This is a genomic window from Salinispira sp. (assembly GCF_059431795.1).
Genome location: NZ_JBXWXS010000013.1, coordinates 126,506 through 145,923, shown reverse-complemented (window position 1 = coordinate 145,923; position 19,418 = coordinate 126,506). Strand labels below are relative to the sequence as shown.

Here is a 19,418-nt window from a genome sequence, read left to right as displayed (position 1 = left end):
GCGACCGCTCCCCGGTGTTTTAAATCTTATCTGCTCACTCACACCAAGGCCCCCAACTAAACTCAGAGGAGGAAAAAGTCTTCAAGATGATCCAGATACCAGCGGGCTTTCCGCTGTTGGATTGTATTCAGCAAAATATTCTCTGGATATTCCTCCACCGGAATTTCCAGCGCCTTTTCCATTAGTTCTACAAATCGGTCCACATCCTGGGCCGGCTTGGCAACAGAGAGTGCAAGGCTCACATATGGCCCCGCAGAGCTTCCCTGTTGAATCTCAATTGCCCGGGCGAACGCATTCTCAGCTTTCGCCACATCTCCGCCCAGACCTGCCGGTAGTGCTGCATATACGGAGATAAACAACTCTTCGATGCTGCCGTTATTGTAATCGGGATCCAAATCGTATGCAGCCTCCAGCAGGGTGAGCACCGCAGGCAGCCGAAACCCAATCTCCATATCGAAAGAATCGATTGAAGCCGCTGCGAACCATCCAGCGGCATACCAGTACACAAGGCCAACATCCTGCATTTCCAGTTTCTCACCGTAGCTTTCAACGGCTTCACCGCCTTTTACCGCCTGAAGAATCCCCGGATGACGGAGTTCAAGCGCCCTCCCCAGCATGTCCCTTCCTCTGAGATACAGATTTTTCGCACGACGGTATGCCCGTAATTTGGATTCGAAGTCCTCCGGCTCGGACAGCTCCGCGGGAGTCTGGATAAAACCATTGGCATACATAACATACAGACTTCCTGTAGTCTCAATAAGTTCCAGGTGATCGGGATTTTGCTGAAGCAGGGTTTCATACATTTTAATAGCAAAGGGGAGTGCTTCTCCCACCAAAGCCGGATCGTTATCTCCCATAAACACCTGGCTGCTTCCCTCAGCGGTGAGTGCATCGGATATCCGGTTTACTGCATATTGCTGAATGGAACAGGAACTGAACAGCATAAGCAGCACGGCAGTCAATATATACAGTCCGCTTTTCATATTCAGTCCTTTCTTCCGCCGGCCTGTTTCCATGTTCATACTTCACCTCTCACATTTTGCTTTCATGTTTGCAGGCAGCGGATTTCATTATTCCATGCCAGGCAAAACCCAAATCTTTCCGTTTAATCCGGCGTACTATTTTTCCCTGTTCCGGGTCCCGAGTAAAAGCTCCGGTATCCGTAGGGAATTTCACTCCAACTCCAATGTTCAGGCACCGGATCATTGCCTCCGGAGAACCACCCCCAGCATCTGAGCATTCGCGCCAGGGCCAGAATACCTCCGGCAAAGATTCCGAACCGCAGAATTGAACGCTTGCCGTACTCTGAACAGCTGGGATGATATCGGCAGGATCCGGGGGTCATGGGTGATATGAATTTCTGATAAATTATAATGGGCAAAATCATAATCCGGCGGAGTATGATCAATCCTTGCCGGAACAAATTCATGTGTGTAGCTTTCTTAATAGTTCTCCCCCGTTATAATCTATGCTCCAATACCGCTGGTAAATTCCCATCATCATCTGCAATTGTATGGATTTTTGAAAAACGGTATTTTGGAAATACCACATTGTGATAAGATAATACATCTACATGGATAGAACAATCCACAACCCAAATTTCCGCAGGGAATCGGGAAATACGTCAGTTCACAGGACCTGTTTATGAATTTTACATGGAAACAATTGGAGTCAGAATCAAATAGCCAGGAACAGGGCTCACATACGAAGAAAAGCGAAACGTATATCATTCTGGCCCACGGGTTCGGTGCCCATGCCGGGGACTTGGCGCCGCTGGCTCAACAGGCACCGGATACAACCAAATGGCTCTTTCCCCAAGCGCCGGTTACCCTTCAGCCCGGCAGCTATGCATGGTTTCCCTCCGCCGCCCGGGAATTGCAGCGAATATTCGATGGCGAGTATTTCAATCACTTGGAGCAGATGAGCGTACCCGAGCTGGGAGAAAGGGCCGATCAGCTGATACAGGATATTGAAGAGCTGGGAATCCCCTGGGAGCACTGCATCTTGGGGGGATTCAGCCAGGGTTCCATGCTTGCACTACGGGCTGCCGTTGAGCATCGCCTGCCTCTGCGGGGACTTATTCTCCTCTCTTCGGCAGCGGTGGATGTAAAGCGATTGAAAGAGCTCATGAGCCCCGACTATCAGGTGCCGGTATTTCAGAGTCACGGGCTCTCAGACCCGGTCTTGCCCTATGAGGGGGCCGTTCAGCTAAAAGAACTGCTGGAAACAGAAGGATGGAATGTACAATTTCAGCAATTTGACGGCCCCCACGGAATCCCACAGGAGGTGGAGCGAGAAATGATCCGTTTCATTGGCGGTCGGCTTCACTAATTTCCACATTCCAGGTATCCGAGTCCTCGTTCAGTCGAAGCCGGGTGTAGAGAGACCCATTGTCCTGATCTATTGCCAGGAGATCATAGGGGGTGAAATCCCCCACAGCGGGAAGGATGAGCCTCCTGCTGTCTCCTGCAATAAATACGCTTTCATCGTCAAGAATATCCACCCCCCAGGTAATTGAATCCGAAGGGCTGAAAAACATATACCAAATATCGCTGCGGGAGCTATTTGTGAGGACAAGTTCACGGAATTCCAAATCTTCATCGGGCCCGAGATGATGCTCCAGCCGAATATCCAGATACGCCTCCCGCCCATTGGATACGGGAAAGCGATCAATCCTGTACACATCCAAATCTTCATCCACGGCCAAAAAACTGAAGCTGCTTTCAAGACCCGGATAATGGATATAAAATCGTAAACGTCCTCCATCCACCAATCCCCCGTCCTGACTCAGCAGGTCGGGTCCCCAATTCTTGCTGTCAACAGGTGAATAAAAAAGATAACGGAGTTCGAATCCCGTGCTGTTGGAAACGGTAATTCGGTTCAACTCCCCCGGATCTATGGTCTGTGACATTACCGGCGACAGATTGAGACAAATACAGATAAGAAGGAGGGTTCCCCGAAAACGGTACATACTTCATATTATGTTTCTTTTCACCCGATTTTGAAAGGCAAATATCCGGTTTTCACCCTTCCCTACTCTGCAATATGGATTGCTTCATAGATATATATGGGATGAAGTTGTTTTGCTTTGGCTGCATAATCAAGTGGAATGCATGGTCAGCTTACGACGATGAGCCGCAGGCGGGGAAACCGGAGCACCTGAATGGCTGAACTATATTTCAGCATCCGGGAGCACCACAGGGGGAATTGCTTCCGGATCCCCGAGGAATTTGGGAGCCCGATTCAGCACATGAACATCCAGCAGAGCTTTTACCCTGGCCAAGACTTCCCGCACAAGCACGCTCAGTCCGGCTACCCCGCCCACATCCCGTGCATTATACGCTACAGCATCCATATTCTGGGAGGCGGCAATGTATAGCGCCCGTTCGTTATGAAAACGCTGGCTAATGATTATGGGAGCATTCTGACCGAACACTTTCCGGGCCCGGATTACCGAATCCAAGGTGGAAAATCCGGCGTAATCCAGTACGATTCTGTCTGCCGGAATTCCCCTGGCCATCAGTTCCTTCTGCATATAAATAGGCTCATTATATTGCATTGAACTGTTATCACCGCTTGCCAGAATGTAGCCAATCCGTCCGCTTTGGTACAGCAGAACCGCCGCATCAATACGGTTTTGGAAAAACTCACTGGCAGTACCCTTACGTGTCCGCGGGCTTGTTCCCAGAAGCAGCCCCACTTCACGGACAGGCAGGTCTTCCAGGCTGTCATAGAGATCATCACCGGCCCGCTGAGTAATCACACTATACGAAAGGGTGAGAAAAAGGAGAAAAATGGGAATCGAGAAAGCTGTTACGCGTGCAACTATTCGCAGTTTATTCATGATCTATCAGCGGGGATTATACACAACTGTAGGTAATTTCAAAACCTTTTATGGAATTTACCCCAGCCGGAATGAAAAAAACACCCGGTCTGAACACCGGGTGTTTTTTCCTTTGGGTCGTATGTGAATTGCTGTGGGGCCCGTGAGCCGCGCCAATGTCTGATCAGCGGCCCATTTGGCGCAGCTGCTCAATAACATCCAGGGCTTTGAGCCGGACAGTCTGAATGTAATTCCCGCCTACCACATCCAAAAGTGATGCCAACACATCAGGGTCAGCGATACCTTCGTCTGAATTCATCAGTTTTTCCAGAGAGAGAAGGCAGGCGAATGCCAGATTATTGTCAGGGTTTACCCGGGCAGTGTTTCTATCCAGTACATCTGCAAGGTACAGCGTCGTGCGCATATCTTCATTGCTTCCGATCACTCCCAACGCATATACTGCTTCAGATAGAACCATAGGTTCCGGATCTTCATCCACCACATCAAACAAAATCTCTTGAGCCCGTTCTCCACCAATCTGCCCCAGCAGTTGAACAGCCTGCCGGCGTACTTCGGGGAAGTTATTAATTACCCTGCCACCCGAACGGACGGTTTTCGTAACCCCTTCACCTGCGAGAGACTCAAGAACCACCACTACCGCCTGGTCGCTCTGGGTAACTCTGCCGGCATCCAGCATCTGACGAATGGTCTGAATAGCCAGAATCTTATTATCCCTGTTATCGGAGACGGCCTGGCTGCGAATCAGCTGAATTTCAATATCTGAACTTAAATACAATTCCTCAATGGTAAGAGAACCGCTGTCCTCTTCCTGGGCACTCAGCCCGGAAATAACAAAAAGGAAGATCAGGACGAGAGGAAGCAATCCCTTCAATACCTTCATAGCACGCTCCTTGTGTGGTAAAAATCCCTGCGTACAGGATTATTCAAATCACCTCTATTGTATATTATTATCGCTCAATTTTCCACTCATTGTCTACTAAACGCAGACGATAGACGCTTATCCGCTGATCCCTCACGATCATGATGGCTTCAACGCTTTTTTCGTTCAGGAATACCAAATCGTCCAGACGGAGGTTAGCCCTGCTGGGAACCACCACATGGCGGAAAAAATCTTCCAGATTTTTCAGTTGAATGCCGGCAGACTGAAGGCGTTCGCTTTCTGAATACCGTTCCAGCTGCTGAGGTGAAGAATAATAACTGCGGTAATCTTCGGTGAGATACGTGAGCCATTCCTGATACTGCTCCTGTCGGATCAGGCTGTTCAGCTCAGCAATTACCGCCTCAACCTCCATGAAGGTCTGGTCAAAAACCTCTTCGCTCACTTCAAAGTCTTCTTCAGAAATATCCTGTTCGACCTCGGCTTCTTCAGCAGGTTCGCTTTCCTTTTCCGTCGGCTGCTCCTGCACCTCCGGCTGAGGTTCATCAGCCGCCGGATCCGCGGGCTCAATACTGGTACAAGCGGAAAAAACCAGCAGTGCAATAAGCAGAAGAATAATACTTCGTGGTACGATGTATGCGTTTTTCATATCATTATGATGATAGCGACTTTATTTCTGTTTTGTCAAATCGAAAGGAGATATTTGTGGAGATAAATAGACTGTTACCTGTACACATAGTGTGTTATAACTGATATATGAGGAGTGTACAAAGCCATGTCATCGCCTATTGATGTTCAACGTCTTATATCACAATATCTTAAACAGTACAAAAACCCCTCAATCAGCTACAGTCAGCTGCTGACATTTACGGAGCGGTATCTCCAACAGAATGAACTTGACAACCCCCATATGCAGGATCTACGCCAGGATGCTCATCGTACCCTCTCTCATCATTTACGGAGCCTGGAACAGAACGATAAAATTGAGATACAGAAAAGCCAAGGGCAGCCTGTTTCAATATTTTATGAGCAGTACTTCCATGAGAAAATCCGCAACTATTACAAGAAAATTATGGAAGATTTCGGCCTGCCCCTGGCCACAGAGGAAAACCTTTCCCTGGAAATACCTGAAGAACGTATCCTGGCCATAGATATCAAGAAAGATTTTGTTGAATGGCTGAACAAAGAGCTGGATAAGCCCAGAATAATCCGGATTCTATTTCCATCGGGACTGAAAAATTTGGTAACCACCACTCCCCTTCTCCAGAAGGAAATGATCAGCGCATCCATCCAGAAGATCCGGCAATACCTCCAGCAGCAGCGTAACCACTCCTATATCTCACAGAAACTGGTGCCGATCTTCAAAGGCAGGGAGGTGGCGGTAAAGGATCTGATGCGGATCATTACCCAATCGCCGGAGGCGGCGGCCCGCACTGTGGTGGAAGCTTCGGAATTTTCTTTTCAGGTCTGGACCCAGTTATCAACCTTCATAATCAAGGAATATGAAGGCAAATCTGATAAGATGGAAGAAGAGCATAACTTCTGTCAGGCAGCCTATATGATCGGCTATTACTGCGTCTTCCACAAAGGGAAGGAGCAGAAAAAAAAGGATGAAGCCGGCGCCCTGAAGTACCTTGAACAAAATATGAAAAAACCGCCGTATGCCTTCACCATCACTGAAATAAAGGGAATGAAGGACGATAAGGGAATTCCTCTGCTGAAAAAATACAGCAGGGAGAGCCTGAATGAATTCATCGAAGCGAAGACCACAACAGCGGAAAAAGCAGCCCTTCCCGAACTGCTGCGACTTCAGCTGCCCGATGAAAGTCAGGTATATATTTTTGCCGGTTCAGTAGGGAAAGTACTTGAAAACCAGAGAATCCGGGCAGGCAAGCAATTCAGGGATTTTTATAAGAACAGCTGGTATTCCGCCATGATGGAAAATGACCGTCTGGACACCATGGATGACGATGAAAAGTTCCGAATCCATGTAACCAACAGGCTCCGGGAACGGTATCCCCTGTTATTTACCCTTCTGCGTTTTGAACTTCTCTATTTGCTCAGCCAGGAGCGAAGCACGCCGGAGGCTGTGAAGAACCAATGTCTTGGCTTTCTTGACCTTCACCATGAAACCATCAAAGATATTGACGAAATCCTCGATCTGGACCGACGCAAAATACTTTCCGACGCCCGCATACTTCTGCCCTTTTGGATGTCAATTCCCATACTCAGAGGAATTGTGCATCTGTTCCGTAGAGTTTTTCTGGGTCGTGATTTTGTGGACCGATACCATTCCGAGCGTTTCGATCATGAACAGCAAAGAAGCATGAAAAAGAAAAAGAGCAGCCAGAAGGTGGAAACTATCACCAAACAATTTGGAACCTCACGTCCATCTGCGAACCAGAATGAAAAGGGATCCGGCGGAAGGGATGACGCCCCCGGCAGTACCCCGCCTGCAGCTACGGGCAGCAACTCCACGCCCCAGACGGCCAAAGCCCAAAAGGCCGCCTTCAAGCAGCAAATTCAGCGGCTTGAACCCGAATTTCTGGACCGGGGAAAAAGTTTGGAGATGAGTCTGAGAGAATTGGTGGATAAGTGGAATCCCATTCTGGATCAGGCGAAGCGAAAGGATCTGGTGGAAGATGTGAACGCAATGTGCCGGGATTTTATTCGCGGTCTGCGTATCACCTACCGATCAACTCCTCCCGATTCGGACACTATTAGAGAGATGGCTCATCGTCTTGCAGGGAATGCAACCTTCGACCGGATCAGAGACAGAAATTACCTTGAGCAGTACATTCAACTGTATTTTCTAAAAATCCTGGGCCGTTAAGAGTTATCTGACCTGCATCTGCGTCGGTCCGGCGAGTACCCGGCTCGGTCAAGCCGGCACCACCTGTCAGGGCAGCACTAGCGTCGGTCAGGCCAGCACTAGCGTTGGTCAGGCCAGCACCTCTTTCAGGGTAATTTCGCCCATAAAACTCAGCTCCTGGGCGCAGGCGTTAAACAGTTTCATGCACTGGATGGAATCATCAACAGCCCGGTGGGCGGTATTCAGGGGAAAATTCAAAAACCCGGCAAGATTCTGCAGGGAGTAGCTCTTTTGACCGGGATATGCCCGTTTCGCCAGCTGCTGGGTATCTATGAGCAAGTTCTTGATATCGCTTCTGCCGCTTCCCGCCAATGCAGCCCGGAGAAACCCCATGTCGAAACTGGCGTTATGGGCGACCAGAATGCTTTCGCCGATGAATTCGATAAATGGATCAAGCATCTGCTCGACTCCAGGTTTGCCAGCTACCATCTCGTCGCTGATGCCTGAGATTTGCGCCGCATCCTCCGGAATGGAAATACCTGGGTTCACAAGTTCGCCAAACTCGCCAAGAATGGAATTCCCTTTGAATTTCACTGCGCCGAACTCAACAATTCTGTCGCTTCCGGAATAGAGGCCGGTGGTTTCAAAATCGAATGCTACAAAAGTCAGATCGTATACAGATGCGTTCATATCCATGCATTAGTACCTATCATATCCCGATTGGAAGGTAAAGTGCCGGCTTGTAAAATCCTGCACACTGAACCATACTTGGCCTTCGGAGGCTTGCATGTTGAACAGTGAAAAGCTCATGAAAGAATACGATTTGGAAATTGATGATGTTCGCTGGTACCTTTCGGTACAGCTGGCCGAAGATCTGCTGGCCCTGTACGAGGAACCGAAGAAGCTCATTCACAGAATTTGGGATAAAAGCCTCGAGGAAGAATTGTACAATATGGAAGAGCGCTACATGGAACGCCTCGATGAATCCCTTAAACAGGGCAGCGCCGATGAAGTGAAAATCCGCCAAATATTCACAGAGATGAAGGGCGCCAAACGCAGGAGAAAGGGACGCTGAGGGAGGAGCAGTCAACGACAGTCTCCTCCCCCATGGTTATTCCCTTCCAAATCTGTGTGGATTATTGTTTCGCCGCTGCAATCACCGACTCAATAAACGATTCAATTCCTTCAATTTTCTCCCGGACACGTTTTCTTGATGCATCCAGTTCTTTACCCGGTTCATCCTTCACTGAAGCATAAAACTTAATTTTCGGCTCAGTACCGGAAGGTCTGGCGGAAATAATGCTTCCATCTGAAAGGATAAACTGAAGTACATTGGACGAGGGTAAATCAATATTTTTGGTCTTTGAACCGGTCTGGATATCCAGAGTTGTACCATCCTGAATATCCCGTACGGACGAAACCGCAATGCCCGCAATTTCAGCAGGAGGATGCTCACGGAGCCCGGCCATCATACCGTTCATGATTCCCACCCCATTGGCACCTTCGAAATACTTGCTGATTAGTGTTTCCTGGTACAGCCCGAATTCCCTATGGATCTCGTCCAGCCGGTCCAGAAGGCTCTTTCCCTGTTGCTGGTAATACAGAGCCATCTCTATGGTTACCACAGTGGCGGAAATTGAATCCTTATCGCGGACCTCATTTCCGATCATAAAACCATAGCTTTCTTCTCCACCCATTACATACGTAGGACCGTTGTTTTCCTCCAGCTCTCGGATTTTCGAGGCGATCCACTTAAATCCGGTAAGGGTTTCGAATACTTCGGCTCCGTATTTAGAAGCGATTTTCCTCTGCAGATCGGTACTCACGATGGTGTTGATGAACGCCGGCCGCTTGGGAAGAGTTCCCAGTTCTTTCATGGAACCATACATGTAATCTGTGAGCAGAACCCCATGCTGGTTTCCATTGAGAAGTACGTAATCGTCTCCCGACTTAACGGCGATTCCAACCCTGTCCGCGTCCGGATCGGTTCCGATAACCAGATCGGCGTCTTCCTTCCGGGCGAGTTCCAGAGCCAGCTTCATGGCGCTGGCCTCTTCGGGATTGGGAAATTCAACAGTGGGGAAATCCCCATCGGGATCCCGCTGCTCGGGTACAATGCTAACAGATATACCAAGCTCGTTCATGACCCGTTCGATCATCATGGTTCCGGTCCCGTGCAAAGGCGTATACACAACCTTCAAATCGTGGGGACCCTTCATGAGCATATCCGGGCGTACCACCTGGCGCTTCACCATCTCCACAAATTTATTGTCCAAGTCCGCGTCGATGTACTCCACCAGCCCCTGATCCAAGGCATCCTGGAAGTCCATAGACTTAACAGGGCCGTTAACCGCCTTCACCTGAGAGATGATACCGGAGTCATGGGGGGGGGTAATCTGGGCTCCGTCCTGCCAGTATACCTTGTAGCCGTTGTATTTCTTGGGGTTGTGGCTGGCGGTACACACGATTCCACTGGTACAGCCCAATTCACGGACGGTGAAGCTCAGCTCCGGTGTGGGGCGCAGCGAGCTGAACAAATATACATGTATTCCATTGGCCGCCAGGACCTGAGCAGCAGTGGATGAGAACAGGGGCGAATTATTCCTGCTGTCGTAGGCGATAGCCACCGAGAGACGGCCCTGCTGATCCTTAATGCCATGCTCAAGGAGGTAATTGGCCAATCCCTGGGTTGTGCGCTGAATGACCAGCGGATTCATGCGGTTGAATCCTCCACCCATTACTCCCCGAATTCCTCCGGTACCGAAGCTCAGATCAGTATAAAATCGTTCAAAAAGTTCATCATCATTGTTTTGTTTCAGAAGAGCTTCAACTTCACTGCGAAATGACTCATTCTGTTCCTGGTCAACATATTCCTGAGCCCGCGCGCGTATGGCTTTGCTATCCATTATTCCTCCTGTACTGCTGCAAATACTACGAAGTCGTCAAGCGCTCTGTCAACTATTCTTCTCATTCAATTATATGATACCCTCCTGTGAAGATGGCAAAAAAGCGGAAAAAGATCGACAGAGAAGCACAAAAGGAGAAGTTCTCTCATTTCTATGGGGATATGTTCGGCGAACGGTGGCCAAAGCTAAGGAGATCTCTCCTGAAAAGTCCAAGCCACCATGAGCTTAAGTCGGGGCTTCTTGATTCCTATTTTCTGGATGAAGCGTCCCTGTATCCCGCCAGATACCTTGAAGCTCAAACTCACAACAGCATCCTTGATCTCTGTGCCGCCCCCGGGGGGAAAAGTCTGGTAATTCTCTCGGACCTAATCTCCGGCGGATTAACGCCCGGGGAATCGTTCCGCTTTGTGCTGAATGAACGTTCGGCAACCCGTAGAGGCAGACTGAAGCAGGTGGTGAGTCAGTTTGTCCCGGAACATTTTCAGAGCTATCTCAGAATTACCGGCCACGATGCGGGGAAATGGGGACTCCATGAGCAAAATGCATATGAAAAAATTCTTCTGGATGTGCCCTGCTCCAGCGAGCGGCATCTACTGAACGATCCCAAGCATCTGGATCAGTGGAGCCCCTCCAGGAGTGCCCGGCTGGCCCAGCAGTCGTATAGCTTTGTTCTCTCCGCACTGAGAGCTTTAAAACCCGGGGGAACCCTTGTGTACTCTACCTGTGCCCTCTCCCCCCTGGAGAACGACCAGGTACTTGACCGGGTATTCATGCGAATGCTCAAGAAACAGGAAATGACCCTGATCACCCGGAATGACAGAACATACCGTAGATCTACCGGGGCCGAAGCGGATCGGCTGCCTGATTGGGTAGAAGATACATCCTTCGGTCACATAATTCTTCCCGATCGGGCAGAAGGACGTGGCCCAATCTATTTCAGCAGAATCCGACGACTGAGTTGATAAGTGCTTCCAAGTCCTGCTTCTGTGTGATAGAAAAGGCCATATGTCAACACAGTTAAAATCTCTGCTCAACCCAGAGCAGTATGAGGCAGCAACAAATCTGGAAGGCCCTCTGCTCATCATTGCAGGTGCAGGATCGGGCAAGACCAGGGTTATCACCTACCGGATAACAGAAATGCTCGATCAGGGCATTAATCAAAGCTCAATACTCGCCCTCACCTTCACCAACAAAGCAGCCCGGGAGATGGCCGGCAGGGTCAAAGAACTGGTTGGCCGGAAACTTCCCCAGCTCACCGTATCAACCTTTCACAGCTTCGGCGTACAAATCCTGAAAAAGCACATCACACTCCTGGGATGGAGGGAAAATTTCAGTATTTACGATACCAACGACCAGCGCAGTTTAATCAAGGAATGTGCCAGGGAACTGAAATGGAGCCTGGAGTACCTGGACTTAAATCACTGTATGAACACATTCTCGCGAATCAAAACCCGACGCTCCAGTTGGAGTGATCCCGAAATAGACGACAGTCTCCAGCCCCTGTACGATGAATACCAGAGCCACAGAAAACTGTATAACGCCCTGGACTTTGATGATCTCATCCGTCTGCCTATCGACCTGTTTCAGCAACATCCAGAGGTCCTGGAAGAATACCGCAAGCGTTATAAGTACATCATGGTGGATGAGTTTCAAGACACATCAATCCAGCAGTATGAACTGATGAAATTCCTCGCCGACGGAAGCAGAAATATTTGTGTTGTGGGTGATGACGATCAGTCAATATATTCCTGGCGAGGGGCCAATTTCGATAACATCAGAAACTTTGAACGGGATTTCCCCGAGCTGCGGGAAATTAAGCTGGAACAGAACTACCGTTCCACAGGTACCATTCTGGACGCGGCGAACCACCTGATCAAGAACAATAAGAACCGAAAAATCAAAGCTCTTTGGACCGGAGGAGACGGGGGAAAACCCATTGAACTCTACCAGCCCCAGGATGAACGGGCTGAAGCCCGGTTTATCTGCGACATGATTCAGACTCTTAACCTCAAAGAACAGATCCACTACCATGAAATCTCCATTCTCATTCGTACCAACGCGCTGGCCAGGGGGATTGAAGAAGAACTGATGGCCCGAAACCTTCCGTACCGAATCACAGGCGGAACCAGTTTTTTCGAGCGTCCTGAGGTGAAAGATATGATCAGCTATCTGCGCTGTCTTGCAAACCCGGATGACGACATTAGTCTGCTTCGGATTATGAACACCCCCAGACGGGGTATTGGAAAGAGAACTCTGGAGCACATGACAGAACTTGCCCAGGGCCAGGGAATGAGCCTCTACGGCGCTATGCAGGCTCTGGTTCTTGCCAATGACAGCCCCATCGGTAAGCGGGCCCGGGCAGATATTGAAGATTTCCTGGAACTGATCACCGAATTTCGGCCCAAACTCCTGAGCGGAAAAGACCTTGCACAATCACTGAGAGCTCTGATAGCCAAAATCGACTACTGGGGACATTTAGTAGGCGAACACCCCAATAACGAGCGGGTTGCCAAATTCAAGCTCAGGAATGTTGAGCTTTTCACTTCAAGCCTGGAGCAATGGGAAAAAGACCCCGACAACCTGAGCCCCAGTGTTTTCAATTACCTGAACCGAATTACCCTTGCCGGCAAGGATGACGACGATGGAGAGGAAGGCAAAGTGAACCTCATGACCATTCACTCCGCCAAAGGGTTGGAATTTGATGTGGTGTTTATAGCCGGAGTGGAAGAAAATATCATCCCCCACCAACGCAGTCTTGAAGAGAATGATGCGGGAAGCTATGAAGACAACATGGAAGAGGAACGCAGACTCTTTTACGTAGCCCTTACCAGGGCGAAAATGAAACTGTATCTTACCTCGTGCCAGCAAAGAAAGGTGCTGCGAGATCTGATGAGTATGACAGTGAGCCCATTTATTGAAGAAATACCCGAAAAACTCATTGATATTAAGGAACCGGATACAGAAATTAGTGAGGAGGAAGCTCACAACTACTTCGAGCTGATGAAGAAAAAATTTGCCGCAGTGGAAGAATAACCTTCCCCGGCTGGGAAACACGAATACCCTGTACCCCCGGCTCTCTGACTTCTGGTCTAATTTCTGGTCCAATGCCGATTTCAATTCCCAGGCTGACTTGGGGCTAATCCCGGGCCGAACTTCGGGTTTCAGAATTTTCCTGCTCGGGCGAGGAGATCCGGTAATCCAGGAGGAAATCGTGGCCCAAACACACAGTGAACTGATCAGGCAGATTACCGGCAGACTTGCATCGGAAAAGATCCATTTGTCTCCCCGGCTCATCCGGGCCTTTCAGCTGACAGATCGGAAATTTTTTGTTCCCAGGCAACCCGATCCGGAAGATATGTACGGTGATTATCCAATCCCCATAGGATTCGGTCAGACCAACAGCCAGCCCTTCACCGTAGCCTTTATGCTTCAGCTCCTGGCCCCTGAGGCGGGCAACCGGGTAATGGATATCGGTTCGGGCTCGGGATGGACTACCGCTCTTTTGAGCCTTCTGTGCGCTCCTGGAGGCAGCGTACATCCGGTAGAACGCATACCAGAGCTTCTCAATATCTCCCGAAAGAATATTCGCCGGTGGAAAACGGAACTGGGAAAACAGAGATCGCCAGCTTTGAAACAATCTTCAGAAATACACTTCAAAGTTGCGGGCGGCAGTGCAGGAATTCCCGGAATAAAGTTTGATCGAATTCTGGTTTCAGCCTCTGCAACCGAAATCCCCGATGAACTGCTGGAACAACTGTCTTCACCGGGCATTATGATAATTCCTGTAGGCAATGCTATAATGAAAATTGAGCATTCCCCTTCGGGGAGGACTCATACAGAACGATTTGAAGGGTTTCGCTTTGTACCCTTTATCAGGAACGGTGAATAATATTAAGAAACACAGGAAAGAGTCCACATGACCCCCGTTGAATCCGAAAAGCAAACCAATCCCGAACGATGTCCCTGGTGTATAGGCTCTCAAATCTATGAAAATTATCATGATACAGTTTGGGGAGTCCCGAATTTCAATGATAATGAATTATTCGCCAAGCTCTGTCTCGACGGACAGCAAGCAGGTTTAAGCTGGCTTACCATTCTTAAAAAGCAGAACAATTATTTCCGCGCATATGCTGATTTCAATCCTGATATTATCAGAACATACGGCAATGCCGAAATAGAACGGTTGTTGAATGACCCGGGTATAATTCGCAACAAACTGAAAATCAGATCTATCATTGCCAATGCCGAAGCTTTCTGCAGAATGAAAGAAAACGGGGAACGTTTGAGCGAGTTCTTATGGAGCCGAATCGATTTTCACCCTATACAGAATCATTTTACTGAATTAAAGGAGATCCCAACCGAAACCGACCTGAGCAGGGAAATATCCCGGGAATTGAAAAAACGGGGATTCAATTTTGTGGGTCCGACAATCGTCTATGCATTTATGCAAGCTGTGGGAATGGTGAACGACCATATAATCGGCTGTTTCCGGCACCACGAATGCCGCGAACTTGCAGAAATAGCCGCCGGAGACGGGACTTGAATTGCTTCGCAGGACTCCGCAAAATCTCTCTCCGTTCAATTTCGCTCGGCCTTCGGTTCAAGTCCCGTCGTTTCTCCAGAATTGCATAAAAAAAGACCCCTTCGGGATCTTTTTTTATGCATACCGGAGACGGGACTTGAATTGTTACACAACTTGAAAAAGCACTTCCTGTACTTTTTTTGGCCGATGGTTCAAGTCCGTCTTTATTTTCGGTAAAAAAAGACCCCATCCTGGGGTCTATTTTTTACCGGAGACGGGACTTGAATTGCTTCGCAACTTGAAAAAGCACTTCCTGTACTTTTTTTGGCCTATGGTTCAAGTCCGTCTTTATTTTCGGTAAAAAGAGACCCCATCCTGGGGTCTATTTTTTACCGGAGACGGGACTTGAATTGCTACGCACCTTGAAAAAGCACTTCCTGTACTTTTTTTGGCCTATGGTTCAAGTCCGTCTTTATTTTCGGTAAAAAAAAAGACCCCATCCTGGGGTCTATTTTTTACCGGAGACGGGACTTGAACCCGTACAGCTATGTTCTAGCCGGGGGATTTTAAGTCCCCTGTGTCTACCAATTCCACCACTCCGGCGAGATCTGGCTGATATTACTATAGCATTTCATAAGTGGTCAAGCATTTGCTATACTGTCGCTTATGGTAAAAAACGGCACAAACGAAAATACTGATTTATATTTTATTGATTCCCATTTTCATATCCTTCAATCTGCGAACCGCGGGTTTGATCCCGCAAATGTGGTTTCCAGTGCTTCTGACTCGGGCCTGCAAGGCGGAATGGATATTGCAGTGGATCTTGAACAGATCGACCGAAGACGGGAATACTGCGCTGAGCATCCGGGTTTCGGTTACAGCATCGGATTGTATCCCAGTTTTTCAACAGATCAAGATCGTACTCATTTACTCCACCGGCTGGAGGAAGAGCTGAACCGCAGAAAAGCCGACCGTCTTCTTTGGGCACTGGGAGAAATCGGCATGGATTTCCACTGGGATTACGGAACGGAGGAGCTGCAGGCTGAACTGTTCTATGCCCAGCTTGAGCTCGCCTCGAAGGCCGGGCTACCGGTGGTAATTCACAACAGGGAGGCAGACGAAGCCATTCTCAGTGTTCTGAAGTCCCGTCCAGTGGAAGGAATTATGCATTGTTTTTCTTCGGATCAGGATGTCATGAAGAAATTTTTGGATCTGGGGATATACATTAGTTTTGCTGGAAACCTGACATTTAAAAATGCGGTGAACATTCAGGAAGCTGCCCGGGCTGTCCCACTGGATCGGGTGTTATTTGAGACTGATGCTCCCTATTTGACCCCGGTTCCCCACCGGGGAAAACCGAATCAGCCTGAGAATGTCCGGTATGTTTATGAGTTCTTTTCACAGCTGCGAAAGATTCCAATGAAGGATTTAAGCGAAATTGTGCGGGAGAATTTTATTCAGGCAATACCTGGGCACGGGGAATAACAAGACTGACGGTTGTGCCATGGTTGACCCGGCTGTTTATCTGCACTACTCCTTTATGAGCTTCGATAATAGTTTTCACGCTGACCATTCCCAAACCTGTACCTCCGCCCTGTGAGGAAGAGTAGAAAGGTTCAAAAATATGGGCCAGGACATCCTTGTCCATACCAAGGCCATTATCCTGAATGCTGATTGCGATATCCTTTTCCCCGACTCGTCCGTAAATTGAAAGTGATCCCCCTCGTGGCATCGCCTTACGGGCATTATCGCACAGGTTAACAATGGCACGAATTAATCGCCCCTCATCCACATAAAACGGATCGTTTCCATCATGACTGATAGAAAATTCTATGTTTGTCTTCTGGAGACTCTTTTCCAAATACTGCTGAACTTTTTGAAAAATCATTGGCAGAGAGGTAAACACCCATCGAAGTCTGAGTTCGCCTCGACTGTAATCCAGCAGTTCCTCAGCAAACTGATTCAGCCGCTCGGCCTCCTGGACAATTTTCCGAGAATACTCCTGTACCTGCTCCGGTTGATCATTAAGAACCTGGAGCATTTCACCGTATCCTTTGATTACCGAGAGGGGGTTTCGCAGGTCATGAATTATAAGGCTGGACAGTTTGCCAAGGTTGGAGAAACGCTCTGAACGGATAAGCTCTTTCTGAGTGGTGCGCAGATCATCCAAAGCTTGCTGGAGTTCGGTATTCTGCTTACTGAGGCTTTTTATAAAGCTGTCATTGCTGGTTCGAATCATCCGGCTCAGCGCCCTGAGAACTGCCAGCATGATTGAAGGATACTTCTCACTGAGATCCATGAAAGTCTGTTTATGCATGTACAAAAAGCTGCTGTCCTCAGCGGAAAGTACAGTAGCGCTTCTCGGCTCATCATCAATCAGTGCCATTTCACCGAAAATGTGTCCGGTGGTCTGTACTGCCAGTCGTGCAGCCTTTTCTGTTCCAAAATTTTTCCAAATCTCAACGGAACCATTTTGAATGACATATAAGCAGTCAGCTACGGTGTTCTCTTTCAAGATCACTGTGCCGCCGGAATACTCAACGCTTTCAAAATGAGGGGCGATTTTCTGAAGATCTTCATCGCTGAGTATTGAGAAGAAATCGGATCGTCTGAGCAGATTTTCAGTCGCTTTCATGGTGGGTATGATTGTACTATCGACTTTCAATGTGCGCAACGCAGAGCGTCAATTTATTTCCCCACGCCTCCTTTTACGGCACCAGGAAATCTTGTGCTCAGTCAGCAATATACACCGGAAAAAGATGGAGATAAAAAAACACCGTCCGTGGTATCCAACGGACGGTGTTCGTTACTGCAAAATATTAATTTCTGATCGGATGGTTTACCAACCGTCCACCATATCGTCGGGATCCCGGTTATCTTCGCTGAAGAGGTCTGTCCATACCCGGAGATCGTCAAAGTACACATAATATGTACCGTATGCTTCAAGCATGGCCGGCTCGATGGTAAACCCGATAATCTTCAATCCTTGCTGATTGTTATAGTGGGCGTTCTTTTGTGCCACAGAGGGAGGAATCGCAACAGTGAGGCGTTTCCATCCGGAAAAGTTCAGGGTTCCCATGGGCAGGGTTGATCTGCGGCCGAAAAAATCTTCAACCACAACATTCAGGACATGATTGAAATTCCGGCCTACCACCCACATAGATATGGTTTTGGTAATGCCGGGTACCTGAATCGGTCGAACAGGTGATATTGAAATAGTGGTGTTTCCCCGTCGGAAGTAATCCACCCGCACACCCAGAACATATTCATCGGGCTCATCGATATTTGCACTTTCTTCAGCTTCGATGGGCTCTTTTTCCAGAGGACCGCCTTCAAAACGCCTGTGAGCGACCACTCCGTCATCCAGTGGGATGTGGACGGACCAGAATCCCGGATCTTCGAACTTGGAAATGGATACTTCCTGCAGCGCCTGCTGTGCCGTATCCACGCCGATCTGTGTAGGATCGGGCTCTGTAGCCTGAGCAGAAACCGCAGCGGCGGCCAGTAAAAACATTATGGAAATCAGTATGAGTTTCTTCATTAGTTAGCTCCTCCCTGAGTTCCCTGATTCCACAACTGGTCAACTTCATCGGGATCCGAGAGGATTTCGCCGTCGAAGGGCTGCTGGAATACATCGGTGAACACTTTAATCTGGTCAAGATACACATAGAAGCCGCTGACATTCTCATCTGGTGTTGTCCAGAGCACGATCTTCACGAGTTCAAGACCCTTGCGCTGGGGTACATAGGTAACATTCTGAGGTATGGATGTGGGAATGTTAACCCTGAGATTCTGCCAACCCCGGTAGTTGATATCATCAACCCGGAGCACATGACTGATTCCCCGATAATCCTGAAGATGAATTTCCATGTAGAAATTGTAATTGGAACCCCAAACCCAAAAATCCAGGTTTTTTACAATTCCGGGAATCTCAATACCTGTTGGAACAGGTCCATCTTCACCGTCTTGATCTTCAACCGGAATAAACTCAAGGTAATTATACCCCTGTCTGTCAAATGCAGCCTGAGCACCCAGGGCTCGGGGAGTCACTCCCGGAGGGATGGGATTGTTTCGGTTGTATAAAGCCTCAGGATAGGTTTCCACCCATGCAAACTGGGGAAATCCTTCAGTGATAAACTTGCTTCCCCTGACAATCCAACGGAAGTTCTGGCGGGTACCGTAAAGATCCGTACCTGCGGGATCATCAAATCGCTCAATTATACGAGACTGGAGATTCTCTGTATCGTTTTGTGCGAAAAGGTTTGAAGCAAGTAGAAATATCAGAGCCATCAGGCATAATGTAAGCACGCTGCCTCGTCTCATTCTCCACTCCTTTGAATGCTAATCGTAAACCCTCTTAGTCTACGTCGAAATTATAGGTGGTCAGAAGTCCCCTGTCAAACAGGATTACAGTCACCCTTTTCTATATTAAACTTTTTGGCGACAAATGCAATAGA

The 19,418-nt window shown here is 48.6% G+C and carries 19 protein-coding genes and 1 tRNA gene; 8 read left to right on the top strand and 12 right to left on the bottom strand.

Annotated elements, in window-relative coordinates:
* Nucleotides 1-62: 62 nt before the first annotated feature.
* Together AC52PS_RS04350 and yidD are read right to left on the bottom strand one after the other, a co-directional pair.
* Nucleotides 63-1,022, bottom strand: coding sequence for a TRAP transporter TatT component family protein (locus tag AC52PS_RS04350; RefSeq protein ID WP_495561812.1), 960 nt, complete (start codon nucleotides 1,020-1,022; stop codon nucleotides 63-65).
* 83 nt (nucleotides 1,023-1,105) lie between these two features.
* Nucleotides 1,106-1,387 (bottom strand): membrane protein insertion efficiency factor YidD, encoded by a 282-nt coding sequence (yidD, locus tag AC52PS_RS04345; RefSeq protein ID WP_495561811.1) that lies wholly within the window; start codon nucleotides 1,385-1,387, stop codon nucleotides 1,106-1,108.
* Nucleotides 1,388-1,644: 257 nt separating this feature from the next.
* Here yidD and AC52PS_RS04340 point away from each other — a divergent pair, with 257 nt between their 5' ends.
* Nucleotides 1,645-2,331 carry an alpha/beta hydrolase gene (locus AC52PS_RS04340; protein WP_495561810.1) on the top strand — a complete coding sequence of 229 codons (687 nt, stop codon included), beginning with the start codon at nucleotides 1,645-1,647 and terminating at the stop codon, nucleotides 2,329-2,331.
* On the opposite strand, the gene AC52PS_RS04335 is transcribed toward AC52PS_RS04340, so the two are convergent.
* From AC52PS_RS04335 to AC52PS_RS04320, 4 genes are all read right to left on the bottom strand, one after another.
* Nucleotides 2,309-2,971 (bottom strand): hypothetical protein, encoded by a 663-nt coding sequence (locus AC52PS_RS04335; protein WP_495561809.1) that lies wholly within the window; start codon nucleotides 2,969-2,971, stop codon nucleotides 2,309-2,311. The genes AC52PS_RS04340 and AC52PS_RS04335 overlap by 23 nt on opposite strands.
* Nucleotides 2,972-3,172: 201 nt before the next feature.
* Nucleotides 3,173-3,844: a SanA/YdcF family protein gene (locus AC52PS_RS04330; protein ID WP_495561808.1), complete on the bottom strand. Its 672-nt coding sequence runs from the start codon at nucleotides 3,842-3,844 to the stop codon at nucleotides 3,173-3,175.
* A gap of 163 nt (nucleotides 3,845-4,007) precedes the next feature.
* Nucleotides 4,008-4,724 carry a HEAT repeat domain-containing protein gene (locus AC52PS_RS04325; protein WP_495561807.1) on the bottom strand — a complete coding sequence of 239 codons (717 nt, stop codon included), beginning with the start codon at nucleotides 4,722-4,724 and terminating at the stop codon, nucleotides 4,008-4,010.
* Nucleotides 4,725-4,791: 67 nt separating this feature from the next.
* Nucleotides 4,792-5,370: a hypothetical protein gene (locus tag AC52PS_RS04320; protein WP_495561806.1), complete on the bottom strand. Its 579-nt coding sequence runs from the start codon at nucleotides 5,368-5,370 to the stop codon at nucleotides 4,792-4,794.
* A gap of 126 nt (nucleotides 5,371-5,496) precedes the next feature.
* On the opposite strand from AC52PS_RS04320, the gene AC52PS_RS04315 reads away from it, so the two are divergent.
* Nucleotides 5,497-7,554, top strand: a complete 2,058-nt coding sequence (locus tag AC52PS_RS04315) for a hypothetical protein (protein WP_495561805.1) — start codon at nucleotides 5,497-5,499, stop codon at nucleotides 7,552-7,554.
* A 108-nt stretch (nucleotides 7,555-7,662) separates the two neighbouring features.
* On the opposite strand, the gene AC52PS_RS04310 is transcribed toward AC52PS_RS04315, so the two are convergent.
* Entirely contained in the window at nucleotides 7,663-8,223 is a 561-nt protein-coding gene (locus AC52PS_RS04310) for a 3'-5' exonuclease (protein ID WP_495561804.1), read from the bottom strand.
* 97 nt (nucleotides 8,224-8,320) lie between these two features.
* Between AC52PS_RS04310 and AC52PS_RS04305 the strand changes: the two genes are divergently transcribed.
* Nucleotides 8,321-8,608 carry a hypothetical protein gene (locus AC52PS_RS04305; protein ID WP_495561803.1) on the top strand — a complete coding sequence of 96 codons (288 nt, stop codon included), beginning with the start codon at nucleotides 8,321-8,323 and terminating at the stop codon, nucleotides 8,606-8,608.
* A gap of 61 nt (nucleotides 8,609-8,669) precedes the next feature.
* Here the strand turns inward: AC52PS_RS04305 and AC52PS_RS04300 are convergent, their stop codons facing one another.
* Nucleotides 8,670-10,439 (bottom strand): phospho-sugar mutase, encoded by a 1,770-nt coding sequence (locus AC52PS_RS04300; protein ID WP_495561802.1) that lies wholly within the window; start codon nucleotides 10,437-10,439, stop codon nucleotides 8,670-8,672.
* A 92-nt stretch (nucleotides 10,440-10,531) separates the two neighbouring features.
* Between AC52PS_RS04300 and AC52PS_RS04295 the strand changes: the two genes are divergently transcribed.
* The 4 genes from AC52PS_RS04295 to AC52PS_RS04280 all read left to right on the top strand — a co-directional run bounded on the left by AC52PS_RS04295 (nucleotide 10,532) and on the right by AC52PS_RS04280 (nucleotide 14,982).
* Nucleotides 10,532-11,401 (top strand): RsmB/NOP family class I SAM-dependent RNA methyltransferase, encoded by an 870-nt coding sequence (locus tag AC52PS_RS04295; protein ID WP_495561953.1) that lies wholly within the window; start codon nucleotides 10,532-10,534, stop codon nucleotides 11,399-11,401.
* A gap of 43 nt (nucleotides 11,402-11,444) precedes the next feature.
* Nucleotides 11,445-13,472, top strand: a complete 2,028-nt coding sequence (locus tag AC52PS_RS04290) for an ATP-dependent helicase (protein WP_495561801.1) — start codon at nucleotides 11,445-11,447, stop codon at nucleotides 13,470-13,472.
* A gap of 178 nt (nucleotides 13,473-13,650) precedes the next feature.
* Entirely contained in the window at nucleotides 13,651-14,328 is a 678-nt protein-coding gene (locus AC52PS_RS04285; RefSeq protein ID WP_495561800.1) for a protein-L-isoaspartate O-methyltransferase family protein, read from the top strand.
* 27 nt (nucleotides 14,329-14,355) lie between these two features.
* On the top strand, nucleotides 14,356-14,982 hold the full coding sequence (locus AC52PS_RS04280) for a DNA-3-methyladenine glycosylase I (protein WP_495561799.1): 627 nt from the start codon (nucleotides 14,356-14,358) through the stop codon (nucleotides 14,980-14,982).
* A gap of 495 nt (nucleotides 14,983-15,477) precedes the next feature.
* Here AC52PS_RS04280 and AC52PS_RS04275 read toward each other — a convergent pair.
* Nucleotides 15,478-15,564: transfer RNA gene (locus tag AC52PS_RS04275), tRNA-Leu, on the bottom strand.
* Nucleotides 15,565-15,627: 63 nt separating this feature from the next.
* Between AC52PS_RS04275 and AC52PS_RS04270 the strand changes: the two genes are divergently transcribed.
* Nucleotides 15,628-16,446 (top strand): TatD family hydrolase, encoded by an 819-nt coding sequence (locus tag AC52PS_RS04270; protein ID WP_495561798.1) that lies wholly within the window; start codon nucleotides 15,628-15,630, stop codon nucleotides 16,444-16,446.
* Here AC52PS_RS04270 and AC52PS_RS04265 read toward each other — a convergent pair.
* From AC52PS_RS04265 to AC52PS_RS04255, 3 genes are all read right to left on the bottom strand, one after another.
* Nucleotides 16,415-17,596: an ATP-binding protein gene (locus tag AC52PS_RS04265; protein ID WP_495561797.1), complete on the bottom strand. Its 1,182-nt coding sequence runs from the start codon at nucleotides 17,594-17,596 to the stop codon at nucleotides 16,415-16,417. The genes AC52PS_RS04270 and AC52PS_RS04265 overlap by 32 nt on opposite strands.
* 204 nt (nucleotides 17,597-17,800) lie before the next feature.
* Nucleotides 17,801-18,502: a flagellar filament outer layer protein FlaA gene (locus AC52PS_RS04260; RefSeq protein ID WP_495561796.1), complete on the bottom strand. Its 702-nt coding sequence runs from the start codon at nucleotides 18,500-18,502 to the stop codon at nucleotides 17,801-17,803.
* Nucleotides 18,502-19,284: a flagellar filament outer layer protein FlaA gene (locus AC52PS_RS04255; protein ID WP_495561795.1), complete on the bottom strand. Its 783-nt coding sequence runs from the start codon at nucleotides 19,282-19,284 to the stop codon at nucleotides 18,502-18,504. The genes AC52PS_RS04260 and AC52PS_RS04255 overlap by 1 nt, the downstream gene beginning before the upstream one ends.
* Between the last annotated feature and the right edge of the window lie 134 nt (nucleotides 19,285-19,418).